Annotated in this window: 23 protein-coding genes and 3 tRNA genes; 10 read left to right on the forward strand and 16 right to left on the reverse strand. The window is 54.3% G+C overall.

All coding sequences use genetic code 11. The features are described 5' to 3' along the window. Nucleotides 1–16: 16 nt before the first annotated feature. Nucleotides 17–268 (reverse strand): DUF2766 family protein, encoded by a 252-nt coding sequence (locus tag ACWHWP_RS14530; RefSeq protein WP_008500405.1) that lies wholly within the window; start codon nt 266–268, stop codon nt 17–19. Nucleotides 269–376: 108 nt separating this feature from the next. Further along, nucleotides 377–460 carry a stress response protein AzuC gene (azuC, locus tag ACWHWP_RS14535; protein ID WP_014884364.1) on the reverse strand — a complete coding sequence of 28 codons (84 nt, stop codon included), beginning with the start codon at nt 458–460 and terminating at the stop codon, nt 377–379. A gap of 235 nt (nt 461–695) precedes the next feature. Here azuC and yecR point away from each other — a divergent pair, with 235 nt between their 5' ends. The 3 genes from yecR to tyrP all read left to right on the forward strand — a co-directional run bounded on the left by yecR (nt 696) and on the right by tyrP (nt 3,313). Beyond that, complete coding sequence (gene yecR / locus ACWHWP_RS14540; RefSeq protein WP_447855887.1) at nt 696–1,034, forward strand: YecR family lipoprotein; 339 nt, start codon at nt 696–698, stop codon at nt 1,032–1,034. Nucleotides 1,035–1,360: 326 nt separating this feature from the next. Beyond that, nucleotides 1,361–1,858 (forward strand): non-heme ferritin, encoded by a 498-nt coding sequence (gene ftnA, locus ACWHWP_RS14545; RefSeq protein WP_023336146.1) that lies wholly within the window; start codon nt 1,361–1,363, stop codon nt 1,856–1,858. A 243-nt stretch (nt 1,859–2,101) separates the two neighbouring features. Then, nucleotides 2,102–3,313 (forward strand): tyrosine transporter TyrP, encoded by a 1,212-nt coding sequence (gene tyrP / locus ACWHWP_RS14550; protein ID WP_063431877.1) that lies wholly within the window; start codon nt 2,102–2,104, stop codon nt 3,311–3,313. Between the two features lie 33 nt (nt 3,314–3,346). On the opposite strand, the gene ACWHWP_RS14555 is transcribed toward tyrP, so the two are convergent. Beyond that, a complete protein-coding gene (locus ACWHWP_RS14555) occupies nt 3,347–4,015 on the reverse strand; it encodes a YecA/YgfB family protein (protein ID WP_447855888.1) in 669 nt (222 codons plus the stop codon). A gap of 425 nt (nt 4,016–4,440) precedes the next feature. Between ACWHWP_RS14555 and ACWHWP_RS14560 the strand changes: the two genes are divergently transcribed. The 5 genes from ACWHWP_RS14560 (at nt 4,441) to ACWHWP_RS14580 (ending at nt 9,447) form a co-directional block, all read left to right on the forward strand. After that, the gene (locus ACWHWP_RS14560; RefSeq protein WP_023312277.1) at nt 4,441–5,562 is read left to right on the forward strand and encodes a branched-chain amino acid ABC transporter substrate-binding protein; all 1,122 of its coding nucleotides are present in this window, start codon (nt 4,441–4,443) and stop codon (nt 5,560–5,562) included. Between the two features lie 99 nt (nt 5,563–5,661). Beyond that, nucleotides 5,662–6,576 (forward strand): ABC transporter permease subunit, encoded by a 915-nt coding sequence (locus tag ACWHWP_RS14565; protein ID WP_047345968.1) that lies wholly within the window; start codon nt 5,662–5,664, stop codon nt 6,574–6,576. An 11-nt stretch (nt 6,577–6,587) separates the two neighbouring features. Further along, nucleotides 6,588–7,862: a high-affinity branched-chain amino acid ABC transporter permease LivM gene (gene livM / locus ACWHWP_RS14570; RefSeq protein ID WP_059312427.1), complete on the forward strand. Its 1,275-nt coding sequence runs from the start codon at nt 6,588–6,590 to the stop codon at nt 7,860–7,862. Next, a complete protein-coding gene (locus tag ACWHWP_RS14575) occupies nt 7,859–8,734 on the forward strand; it encodes an ATP-binding cassette domain-containing protein (protein ID WP_063431875.1) in 876 nt (291 codons plus the stop codon). The genes livM and ACWHWP_RS14575 overlap by 4 nt, the downstream gene beginning before the upstream one ends. Further along, nucleotides 8,731–9,447 (forward strand): ABC transporter ATP-binding protein, encoded by a 717-nt coding sequence (locus ACWHWP_RS14580; RefSeq protein WP_059312425.1) that lies wholly within the window; start codon nt 8,731–8,733, stop codon nt 9,445–9,447. Before ACWHWP_RS14575 ends, ACWHWP_RS14580 begins: the two co-directional genes overlap by 4 nt. Before the next feature lie 81 nt (nt 9,448–9,528). Here the strand turns inward: ACWHWP_RS14580 and ACWHWP_RS14585 are convergent. From ACWHWP_RS14585 to uvrY, 6 genes are all read right to left on the reverse strand, one after another. Then, nucleotides 9,529–9,615: transfer RNA gene (locus ACWHWP_RS14585), tRNA-Leu, on the reverse strand. 11 nt (nt 9,616–9,626) lie between these two features. Beyond that, nucleotides 9,627–9,700: transfer RNA gene (locus ACWHWP_RS14590), tRNA-Cys, on the reverse strand. 46 nt (nt 9,701–9,746) lie between these two features. Beyond that, nucleotides 9,747–9,822: transfer RNA gene (locus tag ACWHWP_RS14595), tRNA-Gly, on the reverse strand. A gap of 152 nt (nt 9,823–9,974) precedes the next feature. Beyond that, nucleotides 9,975–10,523: a CDP-diacylglycerol--glycerol-3-phosphate 3-phosphatidyltransferase gene (pgsA, locus tag ACWHWP_RS14600; protein ID WP_008500348.1), complete on the reverse strand. Its 549-nt coding sequence runs from the start codon at nt 10,521–10,523 to the stop codon at nt 9,975–9,977. A 56-nt stretch (nt 10,524–10,579) separates the two neighbouring features. Next, nucleotides 10,580–12,412, reverse strand: coding sequence for an excinuclease ABC subunit UvrC (uvrC, locus tag ACWHWP_RS14605; RefSeq protein WP_059310216.1), 1,833 nt, complete (start codon nt 12,410–12,412; stop codon nt 10,580–10,582). Then, entirely contained in the window at nt 12,409–13,065 is a 657-nt protein-coding gene (uvrY, locus tag ACWHWP_RS14610; RefSeq protein ID WP_013096026.1) for a UvrY/SirA/GacA family response regulator transcription factor, read from the reverse strand. Before uvrY ends, uvrC begins: the two co-directional genes overlap by 4 nt. A 218-nt stretch (nt 13,066–13,283) precedes the next feature. Between uvrY and ACWHWP_RS14615 the strand changes: the two genes are divergently transcribed. Both ACWHWP_RS14615 and ACWHWP_RS14620 read left to right on the forward strand, forming a co-directional pair. After that, on the forward strand, nt 13,284–13,535 hold the full coding sequence (locus tag ACWHWP_RS14615) for a hypothetical protein (RefSeq protein ID WP_447855889.1): 252 nt from the start codon (nt 13,284–13,286) through the stop codon (nt 13,533–13,535). Then, nucleotides 13,532–13,756, forward strand: coding sequence for a DUF2594 family protein (locus ACWHWP_RS14620; protein WP_008500345.1), 225 nt, complete (start codon nt 13,532–13,534; stop codon nt 13,754–13,756). The genes ACWHWP_RS14615 and ACWHWP_RS14620 overlap by 4 nt, the downstream gene beginning before the upstream one ends. Nucleotides 13,757–13,822: 66 nt before the next feature. On the opposite strand, the gene sdiA is transcribed toward ACWHWP_RS14620, so the two are convergent. The 7 genes from sdiA to ACWHWP_RS14655 all read right to left on the reverse strand — a co-directional run bounded on the left by sdiA (nt 13,823) and on the right by ACWHWP_RS14655 (nt 19,511). Then, complete coding sequence (gene sdiA, locus ACWHWP_RS14625) at nt 13,823–14,545, reverse strand: transcriptional regulator SdiA (RefSeq protein ID WP_059310217.1); 723 nt, start codon at nt 14,543–14,545, stop codon at nt 13,823–13,825. A gap of 221 nt (nt 14,546–14,766) precedes the next feature. Beyond that, nucleotides 14,767–15,519: an L-cystine ABC transporter ATP-binding protein TcyN gene (gene tcyN, locus ACWHWP_RS14630; protein WP_047345975.1), complete on the reverse strand. Its 753-nt coding sequence runs from the start codon at nt 15,517–15,519 to the stop codon at nt 14,767–14,769. After that, the gene (gene tcyL, locus ACWHWP_RS14635; protein WP_047345976.1) at nt 15,516–16,184 is read right to left on the reverse strand and encodes a cystine ABC transporter permease; all 669 of its coding nucleotides are present in this window, start codon (nt 16,182–16,184) and stop codon (nt 15,516–15,518) included. The genes tcyN and tcyL overlap by 4 nt, the downstream gene beginning before the upstream one ends. 21 nt (nt 16,185–16,205) lie before the next feature. Continuing rightward, nucleotides 16,206–17,192, reverse strand: a complete 987-nt coding sequence (gene dcyD, locus ACWHWP_RS14640) for a D-cysteine desulfhydrase (protein WP_059310218.1) — start codon at nt 17,190–17,192, stop codon at nt 16,206–16,208. Nucleotides 17,193–17,298: 106 nt separating this feature from the next. After that, entirely contained in the window at nt 17,299–18,099 is an 801-nt protein-coding gene (gene tcyJ / locus ACWHWP_RS14645) for a cystine ABC transporter substrate-binding protein (protein WP_021240470.1), read from the reverse strand. A gap of 86 nt (nt 18,100–18,185) precedes the next feature. Continuing rightward, nucleotides 18,186–18,737, reverse strand: a complete 552-nt coding sequence (gene fliZ, locus ACWHWP_RS14650; protein WP_010432406.1) for a flagella biosynthesis regulatory protein FliZ — start codon at nt 18,735–18,737, stop codon at nt 18,186–18,188. 54 nt (nt 18,738–18,791) lie between these two features. Next, on the reverse strand, nt 18,792–19,511 hold the full coding sequence (locus ACWHWP_RS14655) for an RNA polymerase sigma factor FliA (protein ID WP_059310219.1): 720 nt from the start codon (nt 19,509–19,511) through the stop codon (nt 18,792–18,794). Between the last annotated feature and the right edge of the window lie 62 nt (nt 19,512–19,573).

A 19,573-nucleotide genomic window follows, 5' to 3' on the forward strand; every position in this document is an offset into this window, starting at 1 on the left:
TCGCCCATTTCCCGCGTTAGTGGGACTCACCCTGCGGCGTGAATCGCAGCTCAATCAGCGCGATGGCTTTCTGGATCGCACGAAGCGTAACCGGGTCAGCGGCAGCAGGATGGCTGGCGAAATCGATGTTTTTCAGCTGCGTAGACATCTTCTCGCGCACTTCAACCGGCGCAATCACGTCCAGAACATCAAGGATTTGTTTGATAACCAGCTGGCATGCAACAACGTCAGACACCAGCTCCTGATCGGCGCTCAGGTTTTGTGACATGGGGCGTTCTCCTTATTTAAAGGCGGCCATAGTAGCAAAACGCAGCCCCTTTCATCTCCCCTTCGTCGTCTGCAGAGACAAAAAAACCTGCCGAAGCAGGTTTTTTTATCAGAACATGGCGCCCGGCGGCACGTCTTTGAACGTGCGGCAGTAATTGGCCCACATGCTTTTCAGGATTTTGCGCAGTTTCACGATGAGGCTCCATTAACTTGTTATACAACTTTATTATCAACGTGCCTATAATATGACCACTATCACAAAAATCAATATTTTTGTGACATTCATCACAATTTTTCTCAGGGTGTAGCCTGAAAGCGTTCATCTCTGACCCGTTGCAAAGAGTGAGGGCAGAATGTCCGGCTATTCCAGGCATTGCAGCGGGCATCTGCGGGTACGATATCGTATTTCCATCCACTCAGAGCGAACCATGAAAAGAGTCATTGTAGCCGGCATGCTCCTGCTGCTCGCAGGATGCAGTATTAACCGCCAGGCTGAAGTCAGCAGCCTCGACGCGCCGAACGGCATCGTCCGCCTCGACTACGGCCAGGCAGTGCTGCAAAATGCGTATTCCGATGAGTATGTGAATAACGGAACGGCGGCAAAAGCGTGTCAGAGTATGGGGTATGCCACAGCATCAGCCTATGGTCAGCCCATTAAAACCTGCACCCTGACCAGCGGCGCGTTGTGTCTGAACGAGAGCGTGACCATCCAGTATAAATGTATGGGGTACGCCGTTAACCCTAAGTCAAATAATCCGTGGTATTGATCGAGGCTGCCAGCGCTTGCTGGCACTTTATACCCGTCATACTTCACGTTGCCTGTGCGTTGGCTGCACTCGTTCACCCCGGTCACTTACTTATGTAAGCTCCCGGGGATTCACTCCCTTGCCGCCTGCATGCAACCTGAATTATTTAGGGTATATTTATTACGAACAAAAACAATTCTCATTAATATATATAAATATCGCCAATGCGTTTTATTCCCATTCGTATTTTAAATAAAGAAATAAATATTTTACGTTTTGCAAATAATTAAATAACAAATTATAGTGTCGCTCATTGTGAACCAGAAATAATAAACCGGAGCGCCACCATGCTGAAAACTGAAATGATCGACAAGCTCAACGCACAAATGAACCTTGAGCTTTTTTCGTCTCTCCTCTACCAGCAGATGAGCGCCTGGTGCAGCTACCACAGCTTCGAAGGCGCAGCCGCGTTTCTGCGTCGTCACGCTCAGGAAGAGATGACCCACATGCAGCGTCTGTTTGATTATCTGACAGATACGGGCAGCCTGCCGCGCATTGAAACCGTGACATCCCCTTTTGCTGAATATAATTCTCTCGATGAACTGTTCCGCGCCACCTACGAGCACGAGCAGCTGATCACGCAGAAAATTAACGAACTGGTTCATGCCGCTATGACCAGCCAGGATTATCCAACCTTTAATTTCCTGCAGTGGTACGTCGCAGAACAGCACGAAGAAGAGAAGCTGTTTAAATCCGTTCTGGATAAATTATCTCTGGTCGGTAAATCAGGCGAAGGTCTTTACTTTATTGATAAAGAACTTTCCACTCTCGACACGCAGAATTAATATCAATGCGGTGCTGGTTTCCGGCACCGCGTTAATTTACCTTCCCCCCGCATCAAAACCCGCATTTTTCCCTGAACGCCTTGTTTACGTCACGCCTGACCTTCGCCCCACGTCGGACTGGCGGCAGCGCAATGCGTAAACCTTACATTACACCCCTTGTAACGGTGGTTTGACGAATTGCCGCTTTTCCCTTACTCTGCGCCGCAGATTTTGTCGCGATGTAGAGTCGTTGTAGAGGAAAGCGTGAAAAACAGAACCCTGGGAAGTATTTTTATCGTCGCCGGAACGACAATTGGCGCAGGAATGCTGGCAATGCCCCTGGCGGCCGCAGGCGTGGGATTTGGCATGACCCTGCTGCTGCTGGGTACGCTCTGGGCCTTGATGTGTTACACCGCCCTGCTGCTGCTTGAGGTTTACCAGCACGTGCCCGCCGACACCGGCCTGGGTTCACTTGCGGCGCGCTACCTGGGACGTTACGGCCAGTGGATAACCGGCTTTAGCATGATGTTCCTGATGTATGCCCTGACCGCCGCCTACATCAGCGGCGCCGGGGAATTGATCGCCTCCAGCGTTAATGACTGGTTCGGCTCTGACATTACCCCTGCGACGGGGGCTATCTTCTTTGCGCTCATCGGCGGCGGCGTGGTCTGCGTGGGAACATCGCTTGTCGATCTGTTTAACCGTTTTCTGTTCAGCGCCAAAATTCTGTTCCTGATTGTCATGCTGGTCCTGCTGGCGCCGCACGTGCACAAGGTCAACCTGCTAACGCTGCCGCTGGAAAAAGGGCTGGCGCTTTCCGCCATCCCGGTCATCTTCACCTCGTTTGGCTTCCACGGCAGCGTGCCGAGCATCGTCAGCTATATGAACGGCGATATTCGCAAGCTGCGCCGCGTCTTTGTTATCGGCAGCGCGATCCCGCTGATCGCCTATATTTTCTGGCAGCTGGTCACGCTGGGCAGCATTGACTCTTCAACCTTTATTGGGCTGATGGCACAGCACGCTGGCCTGAACGGTTTTCTGCTGGCCCTGCGCGAGGTCGTCACCTCCCCGCACGTTGAGCTGGCGGTACACCTGTTTGCCGACCTGGCGCTGGCGACCTCGTTCCTGGGCGTGGCGCTTGGCCTGTTCGATTACCTGGCCGATCTGTTCCAGCGTCGCAATACCGCCGCAGGACGCTTACAGACCGGGGCAATCACCTTCCTGCCGCCGCTGGCATTCGCACTGTTTTATCCGCGCGGGTTTGTGATGGCCCTGGGATACGCAGGGGTGGCGCTGTCGGTCCTTGCTCTGCTCCTCCCTTCCTTGCTGGCATGGAAGAGCCGCCAGCAGCATCCGCAGCAGGGATACCGCGTGGCGGGGGGAAAACCGCTGCTGTGCATTGTGTTTGCCTGTGGAGTGGTGATTATTCTGGTGCAGGTGTTGATTGCAGCGGGAATGCTGCCGGAAGTGGGTTAAATAAAAAAGGGGCTATCATCAGCCCCTTTTTTATCAGTGCAAACAGCAGCTCTTAAACTTCTTCCCGCTGCCGCAAGGACACGGATCGTTACGCCCAACCTTGGTGCCGTTCACCGTCGGTTTCTTCACTTCCGGCTGCTGCGGGTTGTTGACCCAGTATTGATATAAACGCAGTGCCGCAGGCTGGATGCTCTCGATGCTGGCGATATACTCCTCTTCGGACAGTTCATCCAGCTTTTCGCTGTTATCTTCCGTACCGTGCAGCGCAATCACATCAAGATCGGCCTTCAGCGCTTCCGGCAAGGCTGACCAGTCCGTCAACGCCACGCCGCGCATGTAGCCGTAGCACCACTCTTCCACAACGGTATAGCTTTCATCGTCTACGTCGTTATATCCAAACATCGGTTCAAACTGATCCGGATATTCGCTCAGGCGCTCGGCAATATCGTTCATGTGCTTAAAGCAGAGATCGATAAAACGGTTCATCTCACGATCGTTTTTCCAGCGTGGAATGTATTTCTCGCCACCCCATACCGCCACCAGCCAGGCATCTGGCTCAACGACAACGGGGCCGGAAAGCACTGCGGTGAGCATGCCGTCCAGCTCGGACACGTCAATAACGGACGCATCATCATGACCGTAAGACATTAACGTCTCTTCAAGCCACGCCATTTCGCTTTCATTTAATGGGCCTTCAGTCATCGCTGACACTCCTGATAAAAAGGAAACGATCCTAACACATATCTCCCGCCTCTACGGGCGGAAGTTTAGGTCTTTATTGCTGCAAAAACGTGCAAATCGTGACCTTTGCACAACTTATGGGCTTTATTGTTAACGATATGTGATCTCCGCTGTAATTTCTTCTCCTCCCGCAGGGCGGCATAACGCGGCGCTCTATACTCAAACAGGTCACAGGCCCGTCAATGGGTTAACCATTCTGGCAACGTTTTTGCTTGCTGTTCTTCGCGCGATGCTGCGCAGGGAAACCTCGCCGTAATATGCAGGATGCCGTCTGTATCTTGTTCGTTTAGTGCATTTTGTTCTTGTTCACGTTTTGGATTGGCTGCGCCGTCGGGCGTTTGGGTTTACGCCGTGGTGCAAAAACCTCTTTGCTAAGGAACATAATAATGTCGCTGAAATTTATCAGAACTCCTCTTTCTCTCGTGTTGGCCGGCTGCCTGGTGACGGCGTTTTCCGCCAGGGCCGATATTGTGATTGGCGTGGCCGGGCCGTTCACGGGTCCTAATGCCACCTATGGCGATCAGTACTGGCACGGCGCAACGCAGGCCGCTGAAGACATTAACGCTGCCGGCGGCATTAACGGTGAGAAGATCAAACTGGTTCAGGGCGATGACGCCTGCGAGCCTAAGCAGGCCGTGGCCGTCGCCAACCGTTTAGTTGACCAGGATAAAGTCAACGCCGTGGTCGGCCATTTCTGCTCCTCTTCCACGATGCCCGCCTCCGAGGTTTACAGCGATGCGGGGATCATCGCCATCACCCCCGGCTCGACCAACCCGCTGATTACCGAACGCGGCATGAGCGACATGTTCCGCATGTGCGGCCGCGATGACCAGCAGGGACAGGTTGCCAGCGACTTCATCATCGACAAGCTGAAAGCCAAACGCGTGGTCATCATTCACGATAAAGACACCTATGGACAAGGCCTGGCTGACGCCACCAAAGCGGCGCTGGCGAAACGCGGGGTTCAGGATGTGATGTACGAGGGTCTCTCGCGCGGTGAAAAAGATTTCAACGCGCTGGTCACCAAAATTGGCGCACAAAAACCGGACGTGGTGTTCTTCGGCGGGTGTCACCCTGAAGCCGGCCCGCTGGTTCGACAGATGCGTGAACAGGGCGTACAGGCGAAATTCTTCTCCGGGGACTGTATCGTCAACGAAGAGATGGTCACCGCCGCGGGCGGCCCGCAGTACACCAACGGCATTTACATGACCTTCGGTAAAGATCCGCGCCTGATCCCGGACGGTAAAGCGGTTATCGAGAAATTCCGCGCCGGTAAATTCGAGCCGGAAGGTTACACCCTCTACTCCTATGCTTCCGTACAGGCGATTGCAGCGGCCTTCAAGGCCACCGGCGGCAAGGATTCAGCCAAAGCCAGCGAGTGGCTGAAAGCCAACTCCGTCGACACGGTAATGGGCAAAAAAGCCTGGGACAGCAAAGGCGACCTGAAGGTCTCTGACTATGTGGTTTACCAGTGGGACGACAAAGGAAAATATAAGGAAGTGCAGTAACGGGACGGAGTCACGCTCAACGTCGGCGGGCCTGCCTGCCGGCGCGTAATAAACATCAGGCTGCGCGGCTCGCGCAGCCTATAAAACGAGCGCGCTAAAATGAGTACATTCTTCCTGCAACAGTTAATTAATGGCTTAACGCTGGGCTCCGTCTACGGCCTGATCGCCATCGGCTACACCATGGTGTACGGCATTATCGGCATGATTAATTTCGCCCACGGCGAAGTGTATATGATTTCCGCCTATCTCTGCGCCATTGGCCTGGCGCTGCTCTCTTTCTTCGGCCTGCAGTCGTTCCCGCTGCTGATCCTCGGGACGCTGGTATTCACCATTGTGGTAACCGGGGTGTACGGCTGGACCATCGAGCGTATCGCCTACAAGCCGCTGCGAAACTCCACGCGCCTGGCGCCGCTTATCTCCGCCATCGGGATGTCGCTTATCCTGCAAAACTACGCGCAGCTGAGCCAGGGCCCGCGCCAGCAGGGGGTGCCAACCATGCTGGACGGCGTTATTCGTCTGCATCTGGGCGACGGGTTCGTTCAGATAACCTACACCAAAGTGTTTATTCTGCTCGCCTCGTTTGCCGGCATGCTGGTGCTCACCTGGATAATCAACCATACCCGGCTGGGGCGGATGTGCCGCGCGGTGCAGCAGGACCGAAAAATGGCCTCCATTCTGGGCATTAACACCGACCGGATCATCTCGCTGGTCTTTGTCATCGGCGCGGCGATGGCCGGCCTGGCGGGTGTGCTGATCACCATGAATTACGGCACCTTTGATTTCTACGTCGGGTTTGTGATCGGCATAAAAGCTTTTACGGCGGCGGTACTGGGCGGCATCGGTTCTCTGCCCGGCGCAATGCTCGGCGGCCTTATCCTCGGCGTGGCGGAAGCGCAGTTCTCGGGCATGGTGAACTCCGACTATAAGGATGTCTTCTCGTTTGGGCTGCTGGTGATGATCCTGATTTTCCGTCCCCAGGGGCTGCTTGGGCGCCCAATTGTGGCCAAAGTGTGAGGGAGAACGACATGGTATCGCACACTTTTTCGCTTAGACGCTGCATTCTGGACGCGATTTTCTCCGGGCTGATTGCGCTAATTATCTTCGGCCCCATTGCGGGCGTGGTGCTGGACGGGTACAGCTTTAACTTCGCCGGCCAGCGCCTGGCCTGGATGGTCGGCATTGTGATGCTGGGGCGTTTTCTGCTGAGCGCTTTTTTAGGTACCCCTGCCGGCGCCCGTTTCCAGGCGCGCTTCGAGGCCGATAGCGCAGGCGTGTATGTCCGGCCACCGGAATACAAAAGCCGCATGCGCTGGATTATTCCTCTGGTGATTACCCTTGCGGTTTGCTTCCCGTTTGTCGCCACCAAATATGTGCTGACCGTCGCCATCCTCGGGCTGATCTACGTGCTTCTGGGTCTCGGGCTGAACATCGTCGTGGGTCTGGCCGGTCTGCTGGACCTGGGATACGTCGCTTTCTACGCGATTGGCGCTTACGGCCTGGCGCTGGGGTACCAGTATCTCGGCTTGGGCTTCTGGAGCATGCTGCCGCTGGCGGCAATCATGGCCGCCGCCGCGGGTGCCCTGCTCGGCTTCCCGGTGCTGCGCATGCACGGTGACTATCTGGCCATCGTCACTCTTGGGTTCGGGGAGATTATTCGCCTGATCCTGAACAACTGGCTGACCTTCACCGGCGGGCCTAACGGCGTTTCGGCCCCTCCCCCCACCTTCTTCGGTCTGGAATTTGGTCGGCGCGCGAAAGAAGGTGGGGTGCCGTTTCACGAGTTCTTCCACCTGACCTACAACCCGAACATGAAATTTATCTTTATCTATGCGGTGCTGTTTCTGGTGGTGATGCTGGTACTCTATATCAAGCACCGCCTGACGCGAATGCCGATTGGCCGGGCGTGGGAAGCCCTGCGTGAAGACGAAATTGCCTGTCGCTCAATGGGGCTGAATCATGTTCTGGTCAAGCTCTCGGCGTTTACGCTGGGCGCGTCAACCGCGGGCATTGCCGGGGTGTTCTTCGCGACCTACCAGGGGTTCGTGAACCCAACCTCATTCACGTTTTTTGAATCCGCGCTGATCCTCGCCATCGTCGTGCTGGGCGGCATGGGCTCGACGCTGGGCGTGGTGCTGGCCGCCTTTGTGCTCACGGTCACGCCAGAACTGCTGCGCAGTTTTGCAGAGTACCGTGTCCTGCTGTTTGGCATGCTCATGGTGGTGATGATGATCTGGCGTCCACGCGGTTTGATCCGCATTAACCGCAGCGGGTTTGCCGTGCGTAAGGGCGTCGCGCCATGAACGAAACGATATTACGCGTTGAACATTTAATGATGCACTTCGGCGGGATTAAAGCGCTAAACGACGTCAACCTCGACGTTCAGCGCGGGTCAATTACCGCCCTTATTGGGCCCAACGGGGCGGGAAAAACCACCGTATTTAACTGCCTGACGGGCTTCTACAGAGCCTCGGGCGGCAACATTTTATTTAATACCCGCAATAAAACGACCAACGTCATTCAGGTACTCGGACAAAAATTCCAGCCCGGCGACTGGATCCATCCCGCCCAGTTAGGGCAGCGTCTTTTCTACAAAATGTTTGGCGGAACGCACCTGGTCAACCGCGCAGGGCTGGCCCGCACGTTTCAAAATATCCGCCTTTTTCGCGAGATGTCGGTGGTGGAAAACCTGCTGGTCGCACAGCACATGCGCGTAAACCGCAATCTGCTCGCCGGGATCTTAAATACGCCGGCTTACCGTCGGGCGGAAAGCGACGCCCTGGACCGGGCCTTCTACTGGCTGGAAGTGGTGGATCTGGTGGAGTGCGCCAATCGCCTGGCGGGAGAGATGTCGTACGGCCAGCAGCGGCGTCTGGAAATTGCGCGAGCAATGTGCACCGGGCCGGAAATGATCTGCCTGGATGAACCCGCTGCCGGGCTTAACCCGGTTGAAACGCACAAGCTGAGCAGTATTATTCGCTTTCTGCGGGATCGCCATGACATCACGGTATTACTGATTGAACACGATATGGGGATGGTGATGGAGATTTCAGACGACATTATCGTGCTCGACCACGGCGATGTGATTGCCAGAGGAAAACCCGAGCAGATCCAGCATGATGAAAAGGTGATTGCCGCCTACCTGGGCACTGACGAAAGCGAGGTCACCCTATGAGCGAACCGCTGCTGGCATTTCGCGAAGTGGATGTGTTCTACGGCGTCATTCAGGCGCTGAAGCAGGTCTCTCTGGAGGTCAATAAGGGTGAAACCGTGGCGCTGATTGGCGCAAACGGCGCCGGGAAATCAACGCTGCTGATGTCCATCTTTGGCCAGCCCCGTATCCGCAACGGGCAGATCCTTTTCGGTGGTGAAGATATCAGCCATAAATCCACCCACTACGTCGCCTCAGGCGGCATTGCGCAGGCACCTGAGGGACGACGTATCTTTCCCGATATGACCGTTGAAGAGAACCTGCTGATGGGCACCATCCCCATTGGCAGCCAGTTTGCCGCTGACGATATGCAAACCATGTTTGACCTCTTCCCTCGCCTGAAAGAGCGGCGCAAACAGCGCGCCATGACCATGTCCGGCGGGGAACAGCAGATGCTGGCGATTGCCCGGGCGCTGATGAGCCGCCCTAAACTGCTGCTGCTGGATGAACCTAGCCTGGGCTTAGCCCCAATAGTGGTGAAACAGATCTTCCAGACGCTGCGCGAGCTGGCCCGCAACGGGATGACCATTTTTCTGGTGGAGCAGAATGCGCATCACGCGTTAAAGCTGTCTGACCGAGGGTACGTGATGGTTAACGGACAGATCCGGCTAAGCGGCAGCGGCGAGGAGCTGCTGGGTAATCAGGAGGTGAGGAAGGCTTATTTGGGCGGGGTGTGAGGCCGGATCTCAGGTACAAAAAAACCACCTTTCGGTGGTTTCACGACACTGCTTATTGCTTTGATTATTCTTTGTTTCCCATGGTAGCCGGAGTGGGACTTGAACCCACACAGCGCGAACGCCGAGGGATTTTAAATCCCTTGTGTCTACCGATTCCACCATCCGGCCAGGGAAGAAAGTGGAGGCGCGTTCCGGAGTCGAACCGGACTAGACGGATTTGCAATCCGCTACATAACCGCTTTGCTAACGCGCCGTTAAATCTTTCAAACTGACACCCGCTATTGCGCATGTCTTTAATCTGGAGCGGGAAACGAGACTCGAACTCGCGACCCCGACCTTGGCAAGGTCGTGCTCTACCAACTGAGCTATTCCCGCATGTCATCAAGTTAACTTCTAACCACTTGATTTCATTATCGTCCGGCTTACTGTGCCGCCGTTCGATGCGTTGCATTCTACTGATATGACGTTATGAGTCAACGTTATTTTTTGCATCCCCGGATCGTTTGCTGAAAATTACGGCGAAACGATCACTGATCAAGCAAATCCCCGCGCGCAGCGTTCAAATATTGCAGCATTGACCATAACGTCAGCACTGCCGCCACCCACAGCAGACCAATTCCCGCCCATTCAACCCAGGCGTTCGGACGCCAGAGCATCCAGACCAGCGCCGCCATCTGCGCTGTCGTTTTCACTTTACCAATCCAGGAGACCGCCACGCTGCTGCGTTTGCCCAGTTCAGCCATCCACTCGCGCAGCGCGGAGATGATGATCTCACGGCCGATCATGGTTGCTGCCGGCAGCGTTACCCACCAGGTATGATAGTGCTCGGCCACCAGCACCATCGCGATAGCGACCATGACTTTATCCGCTACCGGATCGAGGAAGGCACCGAAACGGGTGCTTTGGTTCCAGCGGCGGGCCAGATAGCCATCGAACCAGTCGGTGACCGCTGCAATCAGGAAGATCAATGCGCAGGCAAAAGGTGCCCAGACGACCGGGAGATAAAACGCCAGTACAAAGAACGGGATGAGTACAACACGAAAGAGAGTGAGCAACGTAGGGATATTATATTGCATAGTGACGGTAACTATTTGTTGTCAGTAAAATTTAGCTCTATGTTGCTACAGAGCCCTCAATGTTTCAACGAGTAGTAGATCTTTTCTGCCAGCCCTTGCGAAATACCCGGCACTTTTGCAATTTCTTCCATACTGGCGTTGAGTAATCCTTGCAATCCGCCCATATACTTCAGCAGCATCTGCCGACGCTTCGGCCCCACGCCTTCAATCGTTTCCAGGGTACTGGTATTTTTTACCTTGGCCCGCTTTTTACGGTGGCCGCTGATGGCATGGTCGTGTGACTCATCGCGAATATGCTGGATGACGTGCAGCGCCGGGGAGTCCGGCGGCAGGCTGAAGCCCTCACCTTCCGGCTCAAAGAACAATGTCTCCAGACCGGCCTTGCGATCGGCCCCTTTTGCGACGCCCAGCAGCAGCGGATGGTTTTTATCCCAGCTGACGTCAAGCGATTCAAATACCGCCTTCGCCTGGCCAAGCTGCCCTTTCCCACCGTCAATCAGGATCACATCCGGGATCTTGCTCTCTTCGATGGCTTTACCATAGCGACGACGCAGTACCTGATTCATCGCCGCATAGTCATCGCCCGGCGTGATGCCGGTGATGTTGTAACGGCGGTACTCGGCGCGCAGCGGGCCATTGGCATCAAACACCACGCAGGACGCAACCGTCTGTTCACCCATCGTATGGCTGATGTCGAAACACTCCATACGCTTCACTTCCGGCAGCTTCAGCAGCGTCGCCAGGGCCGTTAAGCGCTGGTTCACCGTCGATTGCTGAGACAGTTTCGTCGTGAGCGCCGTCGCCGCGTTGGTCCGCGCCAGCTTCAGGTAACGCGCTCTGTCGCCGCGCGGCCTGGTTTGTACATTGACCCGACGGCCGGCAAGTTCGGAAAGCGAATCGGCCAGCAGGGTTTTATCGTCGAGATTGAAATCAAGCAGGATCTCAGAAGGCAGCGTGCGCATCTGGCTTCCCTGCAGATAGAACTGACCGACAAAGGTTTCCACCACTTCACCCAGCTCGGTGCCGCCGGGCACTTTCGGGAAATAGCTGCGGCTACCGAGCACTTTGCCCTGGCGAATAAAGAGAACGTGCACGCAGGCCATCCCTGCGTCAAAGGACACCCCGATGACGTCGAGATCGTCACCGGTATTTGAGACAAACTGTTTCTCAGTAACTCTGCGCACCGCCTGGATCTGGTCGCGGATTCGCGCGGCCTCTTCGAACTCAAGGGAGGCGCTGGCTTTTTCCATACGCTCGATCAGCTGCGTTAACACCTGATCGTCTTTTCCGGCTAAGAACAGGCGCACGTACTCCACCTGCTGCGCGTACTCTTCTTCACTCACCAGCCCGGCAACGCAGGGCCCCAGGCAGCGCCCAATCTGATACTGCAGGCACGGGCGGGAGCGGTTACGGTAGACGCTGTTTTCACACTGGCGGATCGGGAAGATTTTCTGCAGCAGCGCCAGCGTTTCGCGCACGGCATAGCCGTTAGGGAACGGGCCAAAATATTCACCCTTCGCATGTTTTGCACCGCGGTGCATGGCGAGGCGCGGATGGGTGTCGCCGCTCAGAAAGATAAACGGATAGGATTTATCATCACGCAACAGCACGTTATAACGCGGCTGGTAGAGCTTAATATAGTTATGCTCAAGCAGCAGCGCTTCTGTCTCCGTGTGCGTGACGGTTACATCAATATTCTGAATGAGTGAGACCAGCGCTTCGGTCTTACGGGAGGCAAGGTTGCTGCGAAAATAGCTGGAGAGGCGTTTTTTAAGATCTTTGGCCTTCCCCACGTAGATAACCGTACCGCCAGCGTCATACATGCGATAGACGCCAGGCTGGCTGGTTACGGTTTTTAGAAATGCTTTTGAATCGAACACATCACTCACTGACTTAACAACGTCTCCGCATTACACAAACCATGCCGGATGGCCAGATGCGTCAGTTCAACATCACCATGAATGTTCAGTTTACTGAACATCCGGTAACGATAGCTGTTCACCGTTTTCGGGCTGAGATTCAGCTGTTCCGAGATCTCATTCACCTTCTGACCTTTGGTGATCATCAGCATAATCTGCAATTCACGCTCGGACAAACTGGCAAACGGCGATTCGGTTTTCTCGGGCTCGATCTGGCTCAGCGCCATCTGCTGAGCAATGTCGGAAGCAATGTAGCGCTGCCCGGCAAACACGGAACGGATAGCATTAACCACTTCCTGGGGTGCAGCACCTTTACTCAGGTAACCCGCGGCGCCCGCCTGCATCACTTTCGCAGGCAGTGGATTCTCGGTATGCACGGTCAGCATGATGACTTTCGTATCAACAAAGGTACGCGCGATTTTGCGTGTTGCTTCAAGACCACCGATACCGGGCATGTTCATATCCATCAGTACCACGTCGGCGGAGTTTGTGCGGCACCATTTTACGGCATCTTCGCCACAGCACGCCTCACCGGCAACTTTAATACCTTTAATATCTTCAAGAATGCGTCGTATCCCTGCGCGCACCAGTTCGTGGTCATCAACAAGAAGGACGTTGATCAAAGGAAATGTCTCCAGAATAGGGATAACGCTACTGAGTGATAATTTGGTTTATATTAACGGTTTTCCTCACAAGATTAAAACGTTAAAAAACCGGCTATTCGATTTCGCTCTCGTTTTTGGAAATTAGCCTGTACAGTCCCTGGAAAGCGAGCCCGTACATACAGTGCTGTTGCGGCTTTTTTTAAGCATCTGTATTCAAAAAGTTACAAAAACCTTGCATGCTTGACCTGCAAAAAAACAGCTCTCAAATTTTTGTAACAATAATTAACGGCAAGCGAACCGGACATAAACAATTAATTGCCAGAAACAGCAGCTCAGTTTACCGGCTCGCTCTGTTTACGCAATTAAACATCCGCATAAAAGTACGAAAAACAACCGCTGCATTTTTTGCGACAGCTTGTGGTATACTCCGCCGCCTTGACTTTCGTCGTCGCGTTTTAGCGCCGTTAAATAATGAGGAAAATAAATGAGCACACCTGAATTTGCCACTGCGGAGAATAACCAGGAACTGGCACAGGAAGTAAACTGCCTGAAAGCGCTGCTGACGCTGATGCTGCAGGCGATGGGCCAGGCTGACGCCGGTCGTGTGATCATTAAAATGGAAAAACAAATCGCGGAGATGGAAGACCAGGCTGAATCTGCGGTATTTGCGAACACCGTTAAGCAGATCAAACAAGCCTACCGCCAGTAACAAAAAACGGCTGAATGCAGGGCATTCAGCCGTTATCTCGTCTGTCACGCAGAACGTCTTATCTACTCAAATCACTCCCGTAGCCGCCGCGTAGCACGCAATCTGCGTCTTGTTTGGTGCATTGAATTTCTTCTGCATATTTTTTTGATGGAAGTTAACGGTATTCTCCGAGATAGAGAGAATGATCGCTATTTCCGCTGAGGTCTTACCTTCCGCAGTCCATTTCAAAATTTCCCGCTCGCGTTTGCTGAATTTCATTTCGGGCGGCATGACCATCCCATCTTCAAAACGCACCAGGGAGGTTAAGGCCATTTGCACCAGCATTTGCAACCGCAATTCTATTTCTTCACTGGCAAACGGTCCTTCCAGGACACTAGTACGGGAAACTGACAGGAAGCCGAGCGCATGATTAGGCAGCATCAGGCACTGCGTTATTCCCGTGCGTAGACCGTGATCCTGCGCGCCGTGCCATAATTCCTGTGCATCAGCGAATAATGCGTCTGTCCAGGGAAGATGGCCCTGAATGAAATTCTCCGGTTTTAAAACCGGATCAATAGCGAAATAGTTCGCGGATTGATATTGCGCCATCCACTGCTTTGGGTAAGTGGTCTGCACGGAGATCTTAGGCCGCGTAAATGGCACGGGATGGCGCACGCAGAGCGCGTAATAATCAAATTCCAGCGCCTGTGTTTGTCTCTGTAGTTCCTGATATACCTCGTCGGCACAGGTCAATTCCTGAAACCGGAGGGAGCAATCCCGTCGCCAGGTGAAAAAGTCTGAATCCTTCATACTTACTAAATGAAGCCTCTGAAAAGATAATCATTATTATGGTGAATATAACCTAACACAGAAAACTTATTTCTAACTACAAAATATCGGCAATAGCACAATTAACTTTACTATTGATAAGGTTTATCCGAGCAGGGCGGAATAAAAAAACATGGCACAGCGTGAAGAGGGAGAATAATTTGCCCCAGGGTAAATTTCTGGAGCAAATTAGTGCAAAAATGCTACTGCATGAGGAATTTTTCAAGGAACTGACGGGTTCGCGGCTGTTGAGGGTCTGCGAATAAGCGCTTCGCCGGCCCCTGCTCCACGATCCTTCCCTGGTCCATAAAGATGGCTCTGTCAGCAACGTCACGTGCAAAGCTCATCTCATGGGTCACGATCACCATCGTTCGTTTTTCCTGTGCCAGCTGGCGAATGGTGTTCAACACCTCCCCCACCAGCTCGGGATCGAGCGCAGAAGTCGGTTCATCAAAAAGGATTACGTCCGGGCGCATCGCCAGCGCGCGCGCTATCGCCACGCGCTGCTGTTGGCCCCCCGACAGGCGGCGCGGATAGCTGGTCTCTTTACCCGCCAGCCCAACTTTGGCGAGTAATTCACGCGCGCGCGCCGTCGCCTCCTCTTTCGATTCACCCTTTACGATGACCGGCCCTTCAATAATGTTCTCCAGCACCGTACGGTGTGGGAAAAGGTTGAAGTTCTGGAAAACGAAGCCGACGTGCTGGCGCAGGCGGCGGATCAATCCCTTCTGCTGGCTGATGGATTTCGCGGTATCAATCGTTATCTCCCCAACCCGAATGGTGCCGCCTTCCGGCTGTTCAAGCAGGTTGATGCTGCGCAGCAGCGTTGTCTTTCCCGACCCGCTCGGTCCGATAATCGCCACCACTTCACCCTGCTCAACTTCAAGATCGATCCCGTGGAGCACCGTTTGACCGTGGAATTTTTTCACCAGGTTTTTGACATCGATAGCACTCATTTTGGATCACGCTCCTGGCGGTTAAGCTGGTTTTCGAAGTAGTTTTGCAGGGCAGAAAGCACCGTCGCCATCACCCAGTAAATCAGCGAGGCGGCCAGATACATGGTGAAGACTTCAAGCGTGCGGGAGGTAATCAGCTGCGCCTGACGGAACAGCTCAGGGACCTGAATCGTTGCCGCCAGGGACGTATCTTTCACCAGGCTAATGAAGCTGTTGCTGAGCGGCGGAAGCGCAACCCGGGCCGCCTGCGGCAGGATGGCGCGGCGCAGCGTCTGCCAGGGGGTCATACCGATACTTGCCGCCGCCTCCCACTGCCCTTTGTCAATGGAGGAGATGGCCGCGCGCAGGGTTTCAGAGGTGTACGCTGCGGTATTGAGCGACAGGCCAATCATCGCTGCGGGGATCGGATCCAGCTCGATACCAAACTGCGGTAAGCCGTAGTAGATCATAAAGAGCTGGGCGATAAGCGGCGTACCGCGAAACACGGAGATATAAAAACGCGCCAGCCAGCGTACCGGCAGAATGGGTGACAGGCGCATTAAGGCCAGCACAAAGCCCAGCACCAGCCCGAAGAACATCCCGCCAATACTGAGCTGTAATGTAAACACCGCGCCTTTCAGCAGATACGGCAGCGAATCAATAACCAGTTGAATACTTTCTTGCATTATTATTTTTCGACCTGATTTTTAGACATGAGGATGGTAGGCAAACAGCGCAGGCGCCCCGCCGGTATGGACAAATAAAATCGGCCCTTCATCCTTAAAGCGTTTCTGCGCAATGCCATCAATCAGTCCGGCCATCGCTTTACCCGTATAGACCGGGTCGAGCAAAATGCCCTCGAGGCGCGCCAGCAGCTTAACCGCTTCCATTCCCTCTTCGTTAGGCGTGCCGTAGCCCGGCGCAAAATAGTCATCCCAGAGCAGAATATCGGCCTTTGCCTTCAGCTCCAGCTGCCCGGCTACCGCCTGCTGTAAGGTCACCACTTTTGGCTTCTGGTCCGCCACGCTGCGGGAAACCGTCACGCCAATCAGCTCGACGTCCGGCATCAGCTGCTCCAGACCCACCGCCAGCCCGGCATGCGTGCCCGCACTGCCAGACGCCACCACCACGGAGGAGAGGCTTACCGCGCCCTCGCACTGCTGCGCGATTTCCAGCGCGCTTTCCACATACCCCAGCGCGCCCAGCGCATTCGAACCGCCGACGGGAATAACGTAGGGACGAAAACCCTGCGCTTCCAGACGCGTCGCCAGCTCGTCAAGCTGGGCGGTCGGGTCGGTCAACGCGTCGACCATCTCAACCTGCACGTTAAACAGGTCCAGCAGCAGGCGGTTACCGTTCGTCAGATAGTTTTCTGCCCGCGTGCCAATCGGGTTTTCCAGCAACGCCACGCAGTGGAGCCCAAGTTTTGCCGCCACTGCCGCCGTCTGACGAACGTGGTTGGACTGAATGGCCCCGGCAGTAATGAGCGTATCCGCGCCTTCGCGCAGGGCGTCCGCCGCCAGAAACTCCAGCTTGCGCAGTTTGTTGCCTCCCATCGCCATCGGCGTCACGTCGTCACGCTTAATAAAAATATCGCGGCCTAAATAATCAGAAAATCGCGGCAGGTACTCCAGCGGCGTTGGCGCGCCGATAAACTCCAGGCGAGGAAAGCGCGTTAAATTCTGTAGTGGCATGGGTTCTCCGGTAACTCAGACAAAATGTGATATTTTTCATTATGCACGCAGACGCGTAAGAAATAAAAAAGGCGCTTTTAAAAGCGCCTTTTTTTACGTCAAAGACTTATTTGGTGACGTCTGCCCCGAACCACTTCTCGGAGAGCGCCTTCAGGCTGCCGTCTTTTTGCATGTCAGCAATCGCGGAATCGATCGCTTTTACCAGGTCTTCGTTGCCTTTACGAACGGCCACGCCGGATTCCTGACGAGAGAACGCATCACCCGCTACCGCCAGGGTATTGTTGGTTTTCTTGACCAGATCCAGCGCTGCCAGGCGGTCAACCAGAATGGCATCGGTACGGCCCACGCGAAGATCCTGGTATTTCGTCGGGTCATCATCATAGGTGCGGATATCCACGCCCTGAACGTTCTGGCGCAGCCACTCTTCGTAGTTGGTTCCCAGACCCACGCCGACTTTCTTACCTTTCAGGTCCGCAGCCGTTTTGATGGTGCCTTCGTTGCCTTTTTTCACCAGCGCCTGAATACCGGATACGGTGTACGGGGTGGAGAAGTCATATTTCTTCTTACGTTCGTCAGAGATGGTCACCTGGTTAATAACTACATCAATACGTTTGGAATCCAGCGACGCCAGCATACCGTCCCATTTGGTCGGTTTCAGGGACGCTTTCACGCCGAGGTGCTTCGCCAGCTCTTCAGCAAATTCCACTTCAAAACCGGTCAGCTTACCGTCATCGCCCTGGAAGCTGAACGGAGGATAGGTCCCTTCCAGCCCAACCAGCAGCGTACCGCGCTCTTTTACTTTATTCAGCAGGTTTTCTGCAGCGAACGTTTTCACGCTCATGCCCGCAACCAGCGCAACGGCCATAACACCCATCAGCGCCTGACGACCCAGAAGTGCAAATTTCATAAATACCCCGATATAGTGGAATTTTTACGTAGTGTAGAGAAATCGCCTGCAACGTCAAAGGCGACTGCGCTACATCTTATTCTTTTTTAATATATATCAGAAGTTGTTCCGGCGTGGGCTTTCTGCTTCACGACCCCCGGCATTTGTACCTTGTATTGCGCATACTTACGCAGGGCAATACGGTAGTTGTTGGTGCTGGTCGCTGGCAGCCACGGCTCCAGATTCTCATCCAGATAACCGGTCTTGAGCAGATCGCGGGAAATATTGTTCACGGTCAGATGCTGGCCGAGGCGACGCAGACGAACCACATATTCGCGAACGGTTCCGTGGCTCATCTCCGTTTGTTCAAACAGGAATTGTTTGAAGCCAATAATATCGAAGAAGTCGCTTTGCTCTTTGCAGTGGAGATCGCCACAGAAACGGCAAAGCGCCACCCACTCTTTTTGCTCTTCGAGCCATGCGGCTTCGTCCATCAACGTGTCGAGGCGCGAAATCGCGATCTTATTGACGATTTCGCCACGGCGAACCAGCGTGATACGGTCGAGTAGCTTGTTACAGTGGGCGCAATGCGTCTGGCTGTGTTTAAAGTCTTTCAGGTAGCGGCTTAAAGGCCGTCTTTTAGATTGCTGCACCGTCATGATAACTCCTGGTTGTCAATACGTTGTGCGGCATTTTTCAGGTGAATCAATCACCTATAACTTACCCAGCTTGGTTCGTAAGCGTTTAATGGCCTGGCTGTGCAGCTGGCTCACCCGCGACTCTCCCACCTCCAGAACAGCGCCAATCTCTTTGAGGTTAAGCTCTTCCTGGTAATAAAGGGTCAACACCAGCTGTTCGCGTTCAGGCAGAGCTTCAATAGCCTCCATCACGCGATGGCGTAAATTCCCTTCCATTAAGTGGTGTAACGGGTTTTCCTGCTGGTGCTCATCCGTCACCAGCTCGATGCTATCGCCATGCTCTTCGCGCCACTCGTCATAGGAGAAGAGTTGGCTATTATTGGTATCGAGCAACATCTGACGATACTCTTCAACAGCAATGCCAAGACGTTCCGCCACTTCGGTTTCCGTTGCGTTACGTCCCAGTTCCTGTTCCAGCTGCCCCATCGCATGCGCCACTTCGCGCGCGTTGCGGCGAACACTGCGCGGCACCCAGTCGCGGCTGCGCAGCTCGTCCAGCATCGCACCACGAATACGCTGAACTGCGTAAGTCGTAAATGCCGTTCCTTGCAGAGCGTCGTATCGGTCAACTGCATTCAATAACCCGATACCGCCCGCCTGTAGCAGATCGTCGAGTTCCACGCTCGCCGGCAAGCGCACCTGGAGGCGCAATGCTTCGTGACGCACCAGCGGGACATAACGCTGCCACAGCGAGTGTTTATCCATTACACCTTCAGCGGTATAGAGTGAATTCACGATAAACAGCCCTGCGTTAGTTGAGTTATCGGCATGATTATCCGATTCTGCAGGGCGTTCAA

Source organism: Enterobacter sp. WI-ESBL-E8, from assembly GCF_053364895.1.

Bases quoted from the DNA above. Each gene is read 5' to 3' on its own strand.
- ACWHWP_RS14615 (WP_447855889.1), top strand. From the start codon at position 13,284: ATGCTTGACCTGCAAAAAAACAGCTCTCAAATTTTTGTAACAATAATT.
- tcyJ (WP_021240470.1), bottom strand. From the start codon at position 18,099: ATGAAATTTGCACTTCTGGGTCGTCAGGCGCTGATGGGTGTTATGGCC.
- ACWHWP_RS14620 (WP_008500345.1), top strand. From the start codon at position 13,532: ATGAGCACACCTGAATTTGCCACTGCGGAGAATAACCAGGAACTGGCA.
- fliZ (WP_010432406.1), bottom strand. From the start codon at position 18,737: ATGACGGTGCAGCAATCTAAAAGACGGCCTTTAAGCCGCTACCTGAAA.
- tcyL (WP_047345976.1), bottom strand. From the start codon at position 16,184: ATGCAAGAAAGTATTCAACTGGTTATTGATTCGCTGCCGTATCTGCTG.
- yecR (WP_447855887.1), top strand. From the start codon at position 696: ATGAAAAGAGTCATTGTAGCCGGCATGCTCCTGCTGCTCGCAGGATGC.
- pgsA (WP_008500348.1), bottom strand. From the start codon at position 10,523: ATGCAATATAATATCCCTACGTTGCTCACTCTCTTTCGTGTTGTACTC.
- ACWHWP_RS14565 (WP_047345968.1), top strand. From the start codon at position 5,662: ATGAGTACATTCTTCCTGCAACAGTTAATTAATGGCTTAACGCTGGGC.
- livM (WP_059312427.1), top strand. From the start codon at position 6,588: ATGGTATCGCACACTTTTTCGCTTAGACGCTGCATTCTGGACGCGATT.
- ACWHWP_RS14575 (WP_063431875.1), top strand. From the start codon at position 7,859: ATGAACGAAACGATATTACGCGTTGAACATTTAATGATGCACTTCGGC.
- ACWHWP_RS14530 (WP_008500405.1), bottom strand. From the start codon at position 268: ATGTCACAAAACCTGAGCGCCGATCAGGAGCTGGTGTCTGACGTTGTT.
- sdiA (WP_059310217.1), bottom strand. From the start codon at position 14,545: ATGAAGGATTCAGACTTTTTCACCTGGCGACGGGATTGCTCCCTCCGG.
- dcyD (WP_059310218.1), bottom strand. From the start codon at position 17,192: ATGCCACTACAGAATTTAACGCGCTTTCCTCGCCTGGAGTTTATCGGC.
- tcyN (WP_047345975.1), bottom strand. From the start codon at position 15,519: ATGAGTGCTATCGATGTCAAAAACCTGGTGAAAAAATTCCACGGTCAA.
- ACWHWP_RS14555 (WP_447855888.1), bottom strand. From the start codon at position 4,015: ATGACTGAAGGCCCATTAAATGAAAGCGAAATGGCGTGGCTTGAAGAG.
- ACWHWP_RS14580 (WP_059312425.1), top strand. From the start codon at position 8,731: ATGAGCGAACCGCTGCTGGCATTTCGCGAAGTGGATGTGTTCTACGGC.
- ftnA (WP_023336146.1), top strand. From the start codon at position 1,361: ATGCTGAAAACTGAAATGATCGACAAGCTCAACGCACAAATGAACCTT.
- ACWHWP_RS14560 (WP_023312277.1), top strand. From the start codon at position 4,441: ATGTCGCTGAAATTTATCAGAACTCCTCTTTCTCTCGTGTTGGCCGGC.